The sequence below is a fragment of the Brevibacterium sp. JSBI002 genome, assembly GCF_026013965.1.
In the GTDB taxonomy this organism is placed as follows: domain Bacteria; phylum Actinomycetota; class Actinomycetes; order Actinomycetales; family Brevibacteriaceae; genus Brevibacterium.
Map to the genome: position 1 here is coordinate 3,605,156 of NZ_CP110341.1, position 16,018 is coordinate 3,621,173.

Annotated in this window: 10 protein-coding genes; 2 read left to right on the forward strand and 8 right to left on the reverse strand. The window is 65.8% G+C overall.

Features of this window, described 5'->3' with window-relative positions; genetic code table 11:
• The gene (locus LJ362_RS16285) at nt 1–1,476 is read right to left on the reverse strand and encodes a uracil-xanthine permease family protein (RefSeq protein ID WP_264800053.1); all 1,476 of its coding nucleotides are present in this window, start codon (nt 1,474–1,476) and stop codon (nt 1–3) included.
• 196 nt (nt 1,477–1,672) lie between these two features.
• Complete coding sequence (locus tag LJ362_RS16290; protein ID WP_264800054.1) at nt 1,673–3,406, reverse strand: PucR family transcriptional regulator; 1,734 nt, start codon at nt 3,404–3,406, stop codon at nt 1,673–1,675.
• 50 nt (nt 3,407–3,456) lie between these two features.
• Here LJ362_RS16290 and LJ362_RS16295 point away from each other — a divergent pair, with 50 nt between their 5' ends.
• The gene (locus LJ362_RS16295; protein ID WP_264800055.1) at nt 3,457–4,500 is read left to right on the forward strand and encodes a DUF2877 domain-containing protein; all 1,044 of its coding nucleotides are present in this window, start codon (nt 3,457–3,459) and stop codon (nt 4,498–4,500) included.
• Nucleotides 4,485–7,493 carry a DUF1116 domain-containing protein gene (locus LJ362_RS16300; RefSeq protein WP_264800056.1) on the forward strand — a complete coding sequence of 1,003 codons (3,009 nt, stop codon included), beginning with the start codon at nt 4,485–4,487 and terminating at the stop codon, nt 7,491–7,493. Before LJ362_RS16295 ends, LJ362_RS16300 begins: the two co-directional genes overlap by 16 nt.
• Before the next feature lie 98 nt (nt 7,494–7,591).
• Here the strand turns inward: LJ362_RS16300 and LJ362_RS16305 are convergent, their stop codons facing one another.
• From LJ362_RS16305 to LJ362_RS16330, 6 genes are read right to left on the reverse strand one after another with little or no spacing between them, the layout of a single operon-like run.
• Nucleotides 7,592–8,725 carry an XdhC family protein gene (locus LJ362_RS16305; RefSeq protein ID WP_264800057.1) on the reverse strand — a complete coding sequence of 378 codons (1,134 nt, stop codon included), beginning with the start codon at nt 8,723–8,725 and terminating at the stop codon, nt 7,592–7,594.
• Complete coding sequence (locus LJ362_RS16310) at nt 8,722–9,849, reverse strand: VWA domain-containing protein (RefSeq protein WP_264800058.1); 1,128 nt, start codon at nt 9,847–9,849, stop codon at nt 8,722–8,724. The genes LJ362_RS16305 and LJ362_RS16310 overlap by 4 nt, the downstream gene beginning before the upstream one ends.
• Entirely contained in the window at nt 9,846–10,763 is a 918-nt protein-coding gene (locus tag LJ362_RS16315; RefSeq protein ID WP_264800059.1) for an AAA family ATPase, read from the reverse strand. The genes LJ362_RS16310 and LJ362_RS16315 overlap by 4 nt, the downstream gene beginning before the upstream one ends.
• A gap of 27 nt (nt 10,764–10,790) precedes the next feature.
• Complete coding sequence (locus tag LJ362_RS16320; protein ID WP_264800060.1) at nt 10,791–11,729, reverse strand: carbamate kinase; 939 nt, start codon at nt 11,727–11,729, stop codon at nt 10,791–10,793.
• Entirely contained in the window at nt 11,726–13,786 is a 2,061-nt protein-coding gene (locus LJ362_RS16325) for a hydantoinase B/oxoprolinase family protein (protein WP_264800061.1), read from the reverse strand. Before LJ362_RS16325 ends, LJ362_RS16320 begins: the two co-directional genes overlap by 4 nt.
• On the reverse strand, nt 13,783–15,912 hold the full coding sequence (locus tag LJ362_RS16330; protein ID WP_264800062.1) for a hydantoinase/oxoprolinase family protein: 2,130 nt from the start codon (nt 15,910–15,912) through the stop codon (nt 13,783–13,785). The genes LJ362_RS16325 and LJ362_RS16330 overlap by 4 nt, the downstream gene beginning before the upstream one ends.
• Nucleotides 15,913–16,018 lie beyond the last annotated feature (106 nt).

Sequence of the window (16,018 nt, forward strand, 5' to 3'; positions counted from 1 at the left end):
TTATTCGCTCGATTCCGGTTCGCGACGACCACGGTTGTGCTCAACCGTGGCGGCGACCTGTGCTTGGTGCCCTTCTCTGCCGACGGACAGCACTGCTCCCCCGGCTCCCCTTTCGGAATCATCGCGCAGGCCAGCAGGTGCCAGCCACCGCGCAACATGGTACATGACCAGCATAGATATCGTTCCCAACGCGATTCCGGAGAGCACGAAGTCTTCGCTGAATTTCAGGCTCACGTCGCCGATGGCGATGATGAGTCCCGCAGACACGGGCACTATGTTGAGCGGATTGGCGAAGTTCACGCGGTTCTCAATCCAGATCTTCGCGCCGAGCATGCCGATCATGCCGTAGAGGACGACGGTGATGCCTCCGAGCACTCCGCCCGGCACGGCAGAGATGAGAGCACCGAACTTCGGTGAGAGACCGAAGAGGATCGCCACGAGCGCCGCAACCCAATACGCGGCAGTGGAGTAGACCCTGGTTGCGGCCATCACACCGATGTTCTCTGCATAGGTCGTCGTCGGTGAGCCGCCGACCGACGTTGCGACGACTGTGGCAACGCCATCGCCGATGACCGCCCGACCCATGTACTTGTCGAGTCGGTCGCCGGTCATCTCCTCCACCGCTTTGACGTGACCGACGTTCTCGGCCACGAGGGCGATGATGCCCGGCAGCATGACGACGATGGCCGCCGCGTTGAAGACGGGGAGGTGGACTCCGACGACTCCGGCCGCCGTGTCGGTCATGGGAGGAAATCCGATCCACGGGGCCGAGGCGACACCCGAGAAGTCGACTCGGAAGTGTGTCGTCACTTCTCCGGCGGTCGCGCTGAAGGAGGTGATCTCACCGAAGACGCGGTCGAAGATCCAGGAGAGGGCATAGCCGAGGACCAGACCGAGGAACACTGCGATCCGCCCCAAGAAGCCGCGCACCCACACGGAGACGAAGACGATGAAGATCATGACGATGACGGCGATCCACTGATCCTGCGGCCAATAGGTGCTCGCCACCACCGGAGCGAGGTTGAAGCCGATGAGCATGACGACGCCGCCGGTGACCACAGGCGGGAGCACCTTCATGAGCGCTCCGGAGCCGACGAAGTGGATGAACGTGCCCACGAGCGCGAGAATCACGCCTGAGACCATGATCGCACCGGTCACCTCGGCGGGTGTGCCGCCTTGGGCAGTCACGGCGGTGACACCGCCGACGAACGCCGCGGAGGTGCCGACGTAGCTGGGGACCTTGCCTTTGACGATGAGCAGGAAGATGATGGTGCCCACACCGGACATCATCACGGCCAGCTGCGGATTGAGCCCCATGATGATCGGGAAGACGAAAGTCGCACCGAACATGGCCACGACGTGCTGGACGCCGAGGCCGACCGTTCTGCCCCAGCTCAGGCGCTCACCTGGGGCGACGGCACCTCCCGGCGCAATGGTCTTTCCATCTCCGTGAAGTGTCCAGGAAAACATCGACATATGCCTCTCCTCGCCCTCGGGCATCACAGCGAACGATCCCCTACTCGCGGTGGAATGGCCACCAGAGCTGACAACCAGGTGCTGACGGACCGTTCCAGCTTAGGTTCAGACTCTATTGCCCCAGTGAGTCATACATCACGTCATTATCTGACAAATACGCCGCATTCCCTTCGGCATTCTTCGCCAGAGTCTGCGATCACGGCAGCTTCATGATCTGGAGTGCGAGCGCCAGAGACAGGCGCAGACCTGGATCTTCGGTGAAGGGACCGACGATGTTCTCGAGTTTGCTGATCCGATAGCGCAGCGTGTTGTAGTGGAAGAAGAGCGCACGGGCGGTCTCCGCAACATTGAGATTGTGGTCGAGCAGCATCTGCAGAGTCTCACGCAGACCCGCATATTCCTCTTTGGCGTCGGTAGCAAGCGGCCCCAGGACCTCCTCGGCGAATCTCCGCAGCTCGGCCTGCTCTCCGACCTGCAGCAGCAGTCGATAGACTCCCAGCGAATCATAGTGGCGAAGCCCCTGGCCGCCAGCGAGCTGACGCCCGACCTCCAAGGCGCGCATGGCCTCCTGATAGGCCGCGGCCAATCGTGAGACGTCATCGGCCGGACGAGAGATTCCGACGGAGAACTCCCGCCGACCGCCCCCGCCCAGTCCGCGGACCGACGATGAGAAATCACGCAGACGTGCGATGACGTCCTCGCGTGATTCCGCTGCCAGCAGCAGGATCACCTGGTCACCCGATCCGACGACCGCTGCGTGCGGATCGTGCTGGGCGACGGTCTTCGCCCAGGCGTCGGAGAACAAAGATTGCATCGCACGTTTGTCTCGGGCTTCGGTCATGTCGGATTCGGTATCGATCTCAGCGACAGCCACGCTGATCGGGCGATTGAGGTTCCACCCCAGAGAGTCCGCACGTGAGAGCACTCTGTCCGTCGACACGATGTGCCCGCGCAGCACCTCGAGGACGAAGTCGGTGCGATATTTGCTCTCGACCTCCGTGATGGCCCGCTCACGCGTGATGACCAAAGCGGCAGCCGCCGCGGCCTGTTCGAGCAGTCGGAAGTCGTCTGCGCCCAGCTTCCGATCGCTGAAGGCAACGACGCGACCGAGCGTCTGCGAATTCGTCGGCACCTCACTGTCGGACCGGCGGCCACCTTCGATGACGACGTTCGCCCAGGTAGGACCCGATACGGGTCCAGGGCGACTGCGTCCGGACGGTTCATCTTCGACCCGGAAGCGGCCGGAGGAGTCGAAACACGACAGTCCGAGGACATCATCGTTCGAGTAGTCGCCTGCATTTGAACAGATCGACCGCACCCGACCGTCGAGCGTCGTCACTGCGGCGGCCACCCCAGTCCACTGCGCGAGCATCCGACACACATCATCCAATTCTCCTCCGCCGATGATGACGTCGACGAGTTCGCGCATCGTCTGTTCCGTCCGCGCGATGACCTTCGCCCGCCTGTCGAGGCTGCCGGTGAGCACCTCGTGCATGATCTCGTCGAACCCCACGCCTTCGCCCAGGTGGATGAGGGGGAGGCCGAGGGAGTCGGCTGCGGCGATCGCGGAATCGGGAATCTCTGCCATATAGCGTCCCGATTTGATTCCGATCGCCGAGATTCCATGCTCGTCGAAGGTCTCGAGCAGACCGGCGAGGTTCTCAGGATGCTCGCGGATCGGGTATGCGGTGGTCAGCAGCAGCTCGTGCGGCTTCACCCAGGGCAGGATGTCGGGGACTTCCATGACGTTGGTCATCTCCACCGGCCGCTCGAGCCCCGAGGCACCGGCGACGAGCCGTGTGCCCTGCATGCTCGGCAGCTTGAGAACATCGGCGACCGTGAAGGTCCCGGAGGCGAATGTGCGGTCACCGCGAACCATGGATGTCAATTCCTGCTGACTGGCAATCGATTCCTTGGCATCATTTGACATCCATTGACGATAGCAGGCCGGGATACTCTGTCGAAATGAGGTCTCGGTCCGTGATTCTGCCTGGCACCGCCTCGGTGCTGCCGTGTCCCAGGATCCCAGGGGATGCGACCGCGCGTGCCTCGCGTCGCCCGACCGCACAGCGCGATCTCACGTGCGAAGCCGAGGTCATTCAGACCTTCGCTTCCGGCTTCTACCTCGCCGTCGACGACCCCGGCCCTCACGCACCACCTCACCGGTGGATGCTCCCGATCATGGGGCCCGAGGCCATGGTGCTGCCTTTCGGCGTCGTCGTTCCCACGCTCGACAGCACCCATCTTCGGTCTCTGCAGACCGGGACCCGCGCATCGGTTGTCTGGGAGCCCCCACCGGCTCGGCCGCAGAGCTCGCACCCACGCACGGCTGCGCACGGCAGCCAGCCGACAGAACCGCCGGTCATCCGAGAGATCGAATTGCCCGACTTCACCGTCGATGTCGTCCGCGAACACCGGCCGATGCGGGTTCCCGCGCTCCGTTGGCCCGACATCGACCGCGCACGCGTCACGGAGCTGAGCAGGCGCCTGCACCCGGGATCTCCCGATCTTGCGGACCGCTCCCTCGCTCTCGCATCGGCGCTGTGCACAGGTGATGCGGCAGGTGCTCAAGCCGGTGTGAAGGCACTTGTCGGGTTCGGGACCGGCAGCACCCCCAGCGGCGACGACGCCTTGTGCGGAATCGCTCTCGGCCTCCGCTGCCTGGGGAAAGACAGGGACGTGGATCTGCTGCGGCAAGTCCTCGATCCGATGCCGCTGGCGACGATGACTCCCGTCATCTCCGGCGCGCTCATCCGTGCCGCGGTCTCCGGCTTCTGCGTGCCCGCGGTCGCAGCCGCAATCCGTACCTGCCACCGCCTCCACGCCTCAACCTCCGGCGGCGAATCCCTCGTCGGCGACGTTCTGGAGCCTCTCGACAGGATCGGCCACAGCTCCGGTCATGATCTGTTCACCGGCTTCCTTTCCGTGCTCACCACCGCCTCGGGCACCCGCGCTCCGCATTCTCCGCTCCGCTCCGTGACAGAGTCTTCTTCGAAAGGATCCTCACCATGCCTCGTTCACTGATCGTTCGACACGGCGTCTATGTCGACTCCGTTGCTCTCATGCAGGTGTCAACGGATATCAAGGCCACTGAGGGAGTCGACGATGCCCTCATCGGCATGGGCTCCGAGCTCAATCTCGAGCTCATCTGCGCCGCAGGATTCAGCATCGAAGAAGACATGACTCCGAACGATCTGCTCATCGCGGTGAACGCTCGGTCCGAGGAGGCGCTCGCCGCAGGACTGGCTGCCGTGGACGCGGCTTTCGACAGGCTTGCCGCCGCAGGCCGCGACGCGTCGGGCCTCGGCGGAACCGTGCAGCCGGCACTCACAGTCGAATCCGCTGCAGCCCGATCCGATGCCGCTCTCACCTTCGTCTCCGTTCCCGGCGCGTATGCCGGAGTCGAGACCCTCGCAGCCTTGGATTCCGGCTCCTCCGTGCTGCTGTTCAGCGACAATGTCGATCTGGAGACCGAGGTCGACCTCAAGACACGCGCTGCCGCCGACGATCTCATCGTCATGGGCCCCGACTGCGGAACGGCGATCATCTCCGGAGTGGGTCTCGGGTTCTCCAACCAGGTCCGCCAGGGCAGCTTCGGCGTCATCGCGGCCTCGGGCACGGGCGCCCAACAGGTGTCGGTCCTTCTCGACGCGGCCGGAGTCGGCGTCAGCCACCTCATCGGCACCGGCGGTCGCGATCTGTCTCGTGAAGTGGGCGGCATCAGCGCCCGCCAGGCGCTGCGAGCTCTCGCCGCCGATGCCGACACCGAGCAGATCCTCGTCGTGTCGAAGCCGGCCGACACCGGAGTGGTCGCAGAGATGGAAGCTCTCGCTGCCGAACTCGGCGTCACGGTCACCTGGGCGGTTCTCGGCCCCGATTCGCCCAACCTCACAGCGGGAGTCGAATCCACCCTTGCGGCCGCCGGGCACACTGTCCCGGTATGGCCGAATTGGGGAGTCTCCGGATCCCCGACGCCGCGTTCGGGCTCGCTCATCGGCCTCTTCTGCGGAGGCACCCTCGCCGACGAGGCGATGCTCATCGCCCGGTCCGCGCTCGGCCCGATCACCTCGAACATTCCGCTTCCGGGCGCCCCGTACGTGAGCGGGACCGAAGCGAGCGGCGAAACCCATACCGTCATCGACTTCGGCGATGACGAGATGACCGCCGGGCGCGCACATCCGATGATCGACCCCTCACTGCGCCTGCAGGCGATTCGGGACCTCGGGCCCCGCGCAGGTGTGCTTCTGCTCGACCTCGTCCTCGGTTACGGGGCACATCCGGATCCTGCTGGTGATCTCGCCGCTGCGATCTCAGAGGTGCGCACGTCGGCTGTTGAGGCCGGACACGATCTCCCCGTCGTCGTCAGCCTCATCGGCACGGATGCCGACCCTCAGGGTCTCGAGGTCGCAGCGAATGCTCTCACCTCTGCCGGCGCCGAGGTGTTCCTCTCCAACGCCGAGGCCAGTCATCGGGCGCTCGCCCACCTCGGACACGCTGACACTGCGGTCTCCGAGCGAGGATCAGCGGTGACCGGCCAGCCGGCCGCCGGTGCCACGCCCACCGCACGGCGGTCGAATGATTCTGCAGCCGCGGCACCGCTGTCCGGCCTGCTGGAGACCGCTCCCGCGGTCGTCTCCGTGGGTCTCGGACTCTTCGCCGAGGCACTGCGCGCCCAGGCAGTGGACGTGACCGAGGTCGACTGGAAGCCGCCCCTCGGGGACCCGGTCGCACTTTACTCGGCCATGGCCGACTCGCGCCGGCACGAGGCGAACGCCGTGGCGATGGAGCGCATGCTCGCGGCTGGAGCAGAGCTCGTCGGCTTGCGGCCGGCCAGCGAATGCCTGGGATTGCGCGAGAACGAATTCCTCCACTCCGGCCCGCCGCTGGAATGGGAGCGGGCTTCAGGACCGATGCGCGGGGCCTTGGCCGGAGCAGTCGTCTTCGAGGGACTCGCAGACACGCTCGACGAGGCCGAAGCCGGGCTCGCCGACGGACGTTTCTCCTTCGCACCCTGCCATTCTCGTGACGCCGTCGGCCCGATGGCGGGAGTCGTCAGCCCCTCGATGTGGATGTTCGAGCTCGTCGACCCCGTCTACGGCAACCGCGCCTACTGTTCGCTCAACGAAGGCCTCGGCAAGGTGCTGCGTTACGGGGCGAACAGCGAAGAAGTGCTCACTCGCCTGCGATGGATGCGCGATGTGCTCGGTCCGGTGCTGGCGGCAGCGCTCAAGGCCACGGGACCGCTGGACACGAAGAGCTACGTCACGCAGATGCTCCAGTCCGGAGACGAGGGACACAATCGCAACCGGACTGCGACGCTGCTCTTCCTCCGCGAGATCATGCCGACTCTGTTCACTCTGGACTTCCCTGCCGACGACCTCGCCGAGGTCGCGCGCTTCCTCGGCGCCAACGACTATTTCGCTCTCAATCTCGTCATGCCCACATGCAAGCTCGCCATGGCGGCGGCGAAGGGCATCCCCGGCTCCACACTCGTCGTCACCATGGCCCGGAACGGCACGGACTTCGGCATTCAGCTCGCCGGCACCGGCGACCAGTGGTACACGGGCCCGGCACAGATCGCCGAGGGACTCTATCTGGGGTCCTACGGTGTCGACGATGCCAATCCCGACATCGGCGACTCGGCCATCACGGAGACAGCCGGAATCGGCGGCCTCGCGATGGCTGCGGCTCCCGCGGTCGTGCGCTTGGTCGGAGGGGACGTCGCCTTCGCAGTCGACACCACGCGGCGGATGTACGAGATCACTCTCGGCGAGCATCCGCAGCACCAGATCCCCGTGCTCGAATTCCGTGGGGTTCCCAGCGGAATCGATCTCACGAAGGTGCTCCGCACGCAGGTGCTGCCGCAGATCAACACGGGCATGGCGGGGAAGGTGGCCGGCGTCGGTCAGGTGGGCGCGGGTCTCGTCACCCCGCCGATGGAATGCTTCACCACCGCCGTCGAGGGACTGAACGCACAGCGCGTCTCACCCGACCCTGAATGCGCTCCGCTCACCTGACCCGAGCGCAGTGCACCCCACGAGAGGCGTGGTCGGCGAACGCGGGATGCGCCGTCGGCGAACGCGGGATGCGCCGTCGGGGATGGCGAAGTGCGCCGTCAGCGGTGGATCTGGCCGGTCGTCGTCCTCAGTGAGGCGCCGGTTGCGCCCGATACCTCGGCGAGCACCTCGGCGAAGATCGAGAGCGCAGTGGCCTCGGGCGATCTGGCACCGAGGTCGAGGCCGATCGGTCCGTGGATCCGGGCGATCTCCGCCTCGGCGGCACCGGCCTCGCGCAGGGCATCTGTGCGCTGAGCGTGGGTGCGTCGACTGCCGAGAGCGCCCACGTAGCCGGCCTCCGAACGGATCGCTTCGAGGAGGACGGGAACATCGAACTTGAGGTCGTGGGTGAGCACCGCGACGACGGTGGAGTCGTTCACTCGTCCGGCGGCCGCCTCGGCGGCGAAGTAGCGGTGGGGCCAGCTGACCACGACTTCGTGAGCTGCGGGGAACCGTGCGGAGGTGGTGAAGACCTCCCTCGCGTCGCAGACCGTCACGTGATATCCGAGGAAGCGCCCCAACTCCGCCAACGCGGCCGCATAGTCGATCGCTCCGAAGATGAGCAGCCTCGGCGGTGGGGTCGAGGTCGTCACGAAGATGCGGGTGCCCGCGCCGAGGCGCCGACCCGTGTCGTCGAATTCGAGAGTTCCAGTGGATCCGGCGGCGATCATCGCTGCCGCGTCGGTGGCGATGTGCTCAGTGAGGCGGGGGTGGCCGAAGTCCCCGTGCACGATCCCGTGCTCGTCGAGAGCGAGACTGCGGCTGGGTCCGCTCAGGCTGCCGCTGACCTCCTCGGTGGGGCCCGGCAGCTCGAGGGCGAGGGCTGCGGCCTGTGCACCGGCGACCGCCTCGAGGTAGATCCGCAGACTCGACGCCTGTGCTCCATCGAGGACGGGCGTGACGAGCACGTCGATCTGACCGCCGCAGGCGAGCCCGACTGCGAAGGCGTCCTCGTCACTCGTGCCATAGTGCGCCGTGGCCGCGCGACGGGTTGCCAGACAGTCGAGGGCGAGTTCGTGCACGGCGGATTCGACGCACCCGCCGGACAGGCTGCCGATGACTTCGCCGTCTGCGGCGACGGCCATCATCGCGCCGGCGGGTCGCGGTGCCGATGACCAGGTCTTCGTCACCACGGCGAGTGCGAAGTCGCGATGAGCACCGAGCCAGCTGAGGATGGATGCGGCCTCGTTCACGCGCGGACCTCCGATCCGCCTCTGACGGCAGAGCGCTCGCCGTGGTGCTGGGCTCGTGCGGCGATCGCATCCGCCGCCACCTGCCATTGCGCGACGGTCGTCGCCGGCAGAACCGCGTGAGCGTGAACGGCGGCGACGCTCAGTCCTCGCGTGCGGGCTGCGAACCCCGCGCGTCCGGCGCGTGGATTCACCCAGAGGAACCTGTGGCTGAGTCGGGCCAGGCGTGCGCACGATCGTTCCAGCTCCGCGCAGTCGCCCTGCTCCCAGCCATCGCTGATGACGACGAGAACGCTGCCCCGGACGAGGTCCTTTCTGCGACCGGTGAGCAGCTCACCCAGAGAATCGCCGAGGCGGGTCCCGCTCCCCGCGTCGAGGACATCGGTCAATCCCGTTCGCAGACGACCGCGACCCGACCGTGTGTTCGCGCTGGCGTGGGGTCTGTCCACCCTGGTCAGCCGTGTACCTGCGGTGAAGCAGCGCGCCCTGAGCTGGTCGGCGCCGCGGTCGAGGAACCTGAGCACGGACTCGCGCCAGGGCGACATCGATGCCGACACATCGGCGACGAGGGTGACTTGGCGCAGACGGTGGAGGGAGCGTCGGCGCGGGATGGACGAGAGTTCCTCGGCTCTGACGAGCTGGCGCAGCATGCGGCGTGAGTCGATGTCGCCGGCATGCCAGGGCCGTGACCTGTACGGCGATCCGAGTGGACGTCCGAAGGTCAGGCGGTCGATGAGGGCTGCGGCTTCGGCAGTGTCGTCGAGTCCGAGATCGACGTGGCGCAACCGCTCCCGGCGGCTGGCCGCCGTGATCTCGGCCGACTCGGCTTCACCGGCGCCGTCGAGACTGAGATGCGGCTGGGGGATCTCAACCTGGATCCCGGAATCCTCTGCTGCGCCCGCGACCCGGAGTCCGAAGGTCGAGTCGAAGACAGCGTCATGGATGCGCAGATGCTCGTGCCGGGTGCACGTCAGCGACCGCGACGCGGCGCGGATCTGTCGCGGGTCGAACGGATCGAGGGATGCCGCTGCCGTGAGCAGCGAGCGCACCGCTTCCATATCTGCCGGCAGTCCCGCCGCGCGCAACCGGGCACTCAGGAGGATCAGCGTGTCTGCAAGGTTCGTCACCGGCTGCCGCCTCCGAGTGATCTCAGGGCAGAGCCGGCGGGATCGAGGTCATCCGCTTCCTTGAGGACAGCGGAGAGGGTCGCGGCTGCCGACGGTTCATCGAGTTCTTCGAGACCGAGGCTGTGCAGGGCCCGGAGCCAATCGATGGTCTCCGCTGTCCCGGGCGGTTTGATGAGATCGACCCTGCGCAGTCGATTCGCCGCATCGATGACAGCCTCGCGCAGGGACGACTCCGCCTGTGGCACATGCAGCGACAAGATCCGTGATTCTGCTGCGGCATCCGGTTGTTCGAACCAGTGGTAGAGACAGCGTCGGCGCAGCGCATCGTGGAGATCTCGCGTGCGGTTCGAGGTGAGGATGACCAGCGGAGGGGTCTCGGTCGAGATCGTGCCGAGTTCGGGGATGCTGATCGACCAGTCGGCGAGGGCTTCGAGCAGAAGAGCGTCGAATTCGTCTCCTGCGCGGTCGACCTCGTCGATGAGCAGCACGGGCCTCGGATCGTCTGATCCCAGACCCTGTGAGTCTTCGATGGCCTGCAGTATCGGGCGCGCCAGGAGGAAAGCTCGATCGTGGAGTTCGTCGTCGAGGCGCAGCGCATCGATCGGCTCGCCCGCCACCGTCGAGGCCGCTTCGATCGTTCTCACATGGAGGATCTGCTTCGCGAAGTCCCAGTCATAGAGAGCTTGGCTGGATTCGAGACCGTCGTGACATTGCAGGCGGATGAGCGGGCCACCTGAGGCGCGGGCGAGCGCTCGAGCCAAGCTCGTCTTGCCGACGCCCGGAACGCCTTCGCACAGGAGCGGCTTCCCGAGCCGATGGGCGAGCACGCAGGCGGTCGCCAGTTCGGACGTGACGATGTGTCCTGCCCGTTCCAATGCCTGCTCCAGGGATCGGGGATCACTGAAAATCGTCATGTCGCCATCGTCTCCTCTGACTTGATTCTACCGATCGTCCGAGGTCACCACGGTGCCGACAGTTCCGGACACGGCGGCCGCGAGCTGGGCGAGCTCGGTGATGACGGCTCGCTGTCCGCCGTTGTCGACGAAGTCGATGATCGCGTCGACCTTCGGCCCCATCGACCCGGAGGCGAATGTGCCTGTGCTGCGCAGCTCCTTGAGCTGTGCCGCGCTCACGGCTCCGACGTCGCGTGCCTGAGGTGTGCCGTAGCCGGCAACGGCACAGGGGACATCGGTGGCGATGATGAGCAGGTCGGCGCCGACTGAGGCGGCGAGCTTCGCGGCACTGAGGTCTTTGTCGATGACGGCGGAGATCCCGGTGCTTCCTCCTTCTGCAGGAACAACGGGGATCCCGCCGCCGCCCGCAGCGACGACGACCCAACCGGAATCGGCGAGGAAAGAGACCATCGGAGTCTCGAGGATCTCCACCGGTCTGGGCGAGGCCACAACCCGGCGCCATCCTTTCTCCCCGAAGTCCTTCCACGTCTGTCCGTGCGCCGTCATCTCGGCGGCGAAGGCAGCGTCTTGGTACGAGCCGATCGGCTTGACCGGGTCGGCGAACGCAGGATCGTCAGGGTCGACGACCGTCCGCGTCACCACAGCGGCGACCTTGCTGTCGAGTCCCCGGGTGCAGAGTTCACGTTCGAGTTCGCTCACGATCGTGAACCCGAGCGTGCCCTGTGTCTGCGCTCCGCACCAGTCCAAGCCCACCGGCGGAAGTTCGTGCGCTGAGAGTTCGTTCTTGCGCAGGATGTTCCCGACCTGCGGGCCGTTCCCATGGGTGATGACGAGTTCATGTCCGGCTGCTGTGAGGTCGGCCAGATGAGCTGCCGCGGCGGCGATCGCACGCTGCTGGGCGGGCGGAGAGGCGTCTCCGCCCGGTCCCGTCATCGCGTTGCCCCCGAGGGCGACGAGGACTCTCACAGCCAGTCGACCGCCGCGGCTGCGGACCCATCGCCGGAGAGCTGAGCGTAGCCGGGTCCCCGGTCGAAGAAGGGCCTGTTCTCCTCACGGTCACCGCGCATCTGCGCACGCAGCGTCTGCGTTGCCGCCTCATCGACCTGTGCATCGTCGACGCCGGCCGCATCGGCGCCGACCGTGGAACTCAGGTCGGCGGTGATGACGACACCGTAGGCCTCACGGGCGCCGTCGATGCTCACCTTGCCCCATCGCACGTCACGCAGAACTTCGTCGCTCGGACGATCGAGGGGGTCTCCCCAGCCTCCCCCGCCGGTGGTTCTGATGCGCACGATCTCTCCGGCGCGGATCTCTTCGGCGTCGGCGAGCGCATCGACCTCACGCTCGTTCGGACCGCCCGGGTCGATGGTCACTTGGAACGGTCGGCCTGCCTTTCCTCCCTTGACACCCCAGCAGGCCAAGATCGAGCGGTCGGCGATCGACATGAAGTGAGCGTCCTTGAGCATCCGAATGTGCTTTTCGTAGCCGAGGCCCCCACGGTAGCGGCCTGCACCGCCCGAGTCGACAGCCAGTCCGAGCCGCTCGACACGGAAGGGGAAGCGGGACTCCGTGAATTCCGTCGGCAGGTTCCGAGAATCCGGGACGACATGGATTGTGTCTTCGCCATCGGAGTAGTAGCGTCCGCCCGATCCCCCGCCGAGGACCTCGCGCATGAGGTAGTCCTTGCCGTCTCGATCCTTCCCGTAGACACCGGTGTAGCGGATCGTCTCCTGGTCAGCCGGCATGCGACCGTCCACGGCCTTGGCGACGACGCCCGCGAGGACACCGAGGAGGCGGAGGATGACGAATGTGCGCGCATTGGTCGGGCCGGGGAATTCAGGAGTGAGCAGGGTGCCTTTCTCCGGGAATCGCATCTCGATGAGGGGGACGATCCCCTCGTTGACATCGAGCTCGGCCATGCGCTCAGGGGTATCGGCGAGATTGCGCAGGATCGGGGCGAGCCACTTCTTGAGGAAGTTCCCTCCCACATAGTCTCCGCAGTGGTTGATCGGGCCTGCCGCCTGCGCGGCTGTTCCCGTGAAGTCGACGATGAGTCGGGGGCCATCGTCGGGACCGCCGGTCGCCGTCTTCGTCAAGGTGATGCGCTGCGTGTGGAGCATCGGGTCGGAGACGCCGTCGTGCTCCGCGTAGTCCTCCCAGACATATTGGCCGTCCGGAATCTTCGACAGGATCTCGCGGCGATAGATCTCGGTGGAATTCTGCAGAATCGTGTCGAAGGCGGTTTCGACGGTCTCAACTCCATAGCGGGTGAAGAGCTCGGACAGACGGCGCGCCCCCATGAGGCAGGCCGAGCATTCGGCGTCGAGGTCGGCCGAAAGCGAATCGGGCATCCGTGAATTGCGCGTCATGATCCGCAGTGCTGAGGCGTTCGGGGTGCCTTCGGACCAGAGTCTGATCGGCGGGATCATCAGCCCCTCTTCGAAGACGCTCGTGGCCCCCGAAGGCATCGAACCCGGGCAGGCGCCTCCGATGTCGTCATGGTGGCCGAAGGCCTGGACGAAGCATACGACGCGCCCTTCGGCGAACACAGGAACGGTCACGCACATATCAGGGAGGTGGCCGATGCCGCCTTCGGATTCGTAGACGTCGTTGTGGAAGAAGACATCCCCTTCCCGCATCTCCTCGATGGGGAAGTCACGCACGACCGGATGGACCAGCGCTGAGTATGAGCGCCCCGTGAGCTTGCGCAGCTGGCGATCGTGGATGCCTGCACGGAAGTCGTGGGCGTCGCGGATCATCGGCGAACGTGAAGTGCGCGCTATCGAGGTTTCGACTTCCATCTCCACGCTCGCGAGTGTGCCTTCGACGATCTCGACGATGATCGGATCGACGCTCGACCCCGGCGCGGTCAGGCGATTGCCGTGCTCATAGGCGGTCGGCAGCCCTGCGGGGTTGATCGGTGAGGCGGCGATGTAGTCGGCGAGCTCTTGGCCCTTCAGGGCTTCGGTGCGCAGCATCGATCCCGAGTCGACGGCCGATGTGCCTGCAGCTGTGGTGGTCATTTGCTGTCCTCCTGACCGGTCGTGCGGGTGATGATGATGTTCGCGGCGCGATCGATGCGCGCGGTGAAATTCGGATGGAGCGGCACCGTGGAGCCGAACTCCTCGATGACCGCCGGTCCGACGATCTCATCGCCGTTGAGCAGGTGCTCACGCCAGTAGACCGGGGTGTCGACGAAGTCCTCGGCCGCGTCGAAGCAGACGGGGCGGCGACCGGTCTGTGCCCTCTCGTCGAGAGCCGGCGCATTCTCTGCCGACTCGATGTGGCGGGTCTGGGGCCGGGTGATCGGCCCGATACCGGACACCCTGAGGTTGACCCATTCGACGAACTGATCGTCTTTGTCGGCGAAGTCGTAGCCGTAGAGCTTGCGGTGCTCGGCGTGGAATGCCTGTGTGACCTCATCGGCCCAGTCCCTGGTGATCGGCCCCGCCGGCGCAGGGACGCGGACTTCAAAGGCCTGTCCGAAGTACCGCAGGTCGACCGTGCGGTCGAATTGGTGGTCGTCGCTCGGGAAGCCCTCGTTGTCCAGAGCCTCGGCAGCCCGATGCGTCAGTCCCGCGAAGATCGCGGAGACCTCGTCGATATCGAGGCGGTCATCGCGGCTGACATGTGTCTGCACGTAGTCGTTCTTCACGTCGACGGTGAGCAGACCGAAGGCGGAGACGTTGCCGGGGTTGAGAGGAACGACGACTCCGGCGAGGTCGAGGACGTCGACGAGGGTGCAGGCGAGCAGCGAGCCCGATCCGCCGAAAGTTGCGAGCATGAAGTCGCGGACATCGAGCCCCCGCTGCACCGAGATCTGACGCAGAGCATTCGCCTGGTTCCAGGCTGAGATCTCGAGGATGCCGGTTGCCGCCTTCTCCGCGGTCAGCCCGAGTCGCTGAGCGATCTCGTCGATGCCGGACCTGGCGGCCTCGACGTCGAGCGGGATTTCTCCGCCGAGGAGGTGGGGCGGGATCCGCCCGAGGTAGACGTGGGCATCGGTGATCGTCGGCTCGGTGCCGCCGTTTCCGTAGCAGATGGGGCCCGGGTCGGCGCCCGCCGACTGGGGACCGACCTTGAGCTGGCCCTCTGGGGTCGTCCACGCGATCGATCCGCCGCCGGCGCCGACGGTCACAACGTCGATCATCGGGATCTTCGATGGGTATACGCCGACGCTGCCTTCGGTCGTCAGGGCCGGCTCACCGTCGATGACGACGGTGACATCCGTCGAGGTACCCCCGCCGTCGCAGGTGAGCACCTTGTCGAATCCGGCTTCCCGGGCGATGAGACCGGCGCCAAGGGCTCCAGCGGCCGGGCCGGAGAGTACGGTGGTGATCGGCTGGTTGACGACTTCTTCGGCAGACAGGACTCCGCCGTTGGACTTCATGATGTAGAACGGCAGCGCGGAGTCTGCGCCGACGCCGGTGTAGGCGTCGAGGCGGTCGTGGATGTTGCGCACATACTTCGAGACCTTCGGCTTGACGGCCGCGTCGACGAGCGTCGTCATCGACCGCTCGTACTCTCGATACTCTCGCAGCACCTCGGAGCTCAACGACACCGTCGCCTCAGGGTGGATCTCGGTGAGGATCTCGCGCATCTTCTGCTCGTGAGCCGGGTTGGCGTAGGCGTGGAGGAAGTTCACGCCCAGTGTCATGACGCCCTGATCTTTGAACCACTGGGCGACCTCGCGCGCCTGAGCCTCGTCGAACGGGCGGACTTCGCCGCCCTCGAAATCGAGACGCCCCGAGACGGTCTTGACCAGATCGGCAGGGACGATGCGCTCCGGCTTGACCCAGAAGTACGAGTTGCCGTAGCCGTCGGGCACTGCCTGACGTGCGATCTCGAGGACGAATTCGTAGCCTTCGGTCGTGATGAAGCCGAGGCGGTCGAGCTTGCCTTCGAGGAGTTGGTTGGTGGCCACAGTCGTTCCGTGGCTGACAGCGCTGATGTGCTCCGCTGTGACGGAATCGCCGAGCATCGCCAGCACTTTGTCGATGCCGTTGATGAAGCCGTCGGCCGGGTTCGAAGGCGTCGACGGCGTCTTCGTCGTCGTCAGTGTGCCGCTGGTTTCGTCGAAGGCGACGATATCGGTGAATGTTCCACCGGTATCGATGCCGATGCGGATTCGAGGAGCGTTGGGCGACATCGTCGTCCTTCCTGGTCGCGTGGGATTTGTCACCATCTTTCCCTGTGACTGGGCTCACTGAACCGGCAAGAGCTGACAAATAGCACGAAGCTTGTTGGCGAGATTT

Coding starts and splice junctions, on each gene's coding strand:
- LJ362_RS16285 (WP_264800053.1), bottom strand. CDS start 1,476: ATGTCGATGTTTTCCTGGACACTTCACGGAGATGGAAAGACCATTGCG.
- LJ362_RS16290 (WP_264800054.1), bottom strand. CDS start 3,406: ATGTCAAATGATGCCAAGGAATCGATTGCCAGTCAGCAGGAATTGACA.
- LJ362_RS16300 (WP_264800056.1), top strand. CDS start 4,485: ATGCCTCGTTCACTGATCGTTCGACACGGCGTCTATGTCGACTCCGTT.
- LJ362_RS16315 (WP_264800059.1), bottom strand. CDS start 10,763: ATGACGATTTTCAGTGATCCCCGATCCCTGGAGCAGGCATTGGAACGG.
- LJ362_RS16325 (WP_264800061.1), bottom strand. CDS start 13,786: ATGACCACCACAGCTGCAGGCACATCGGCCGTCGACTCGGGATCGATG.
- LJ362_RS16330 (WP_264800062.1), bottom strand. CDS start 15,912: ATGTCGCCCAACGCTCCTCGAATCCGCATCGGCATCGATACCGGTGGA.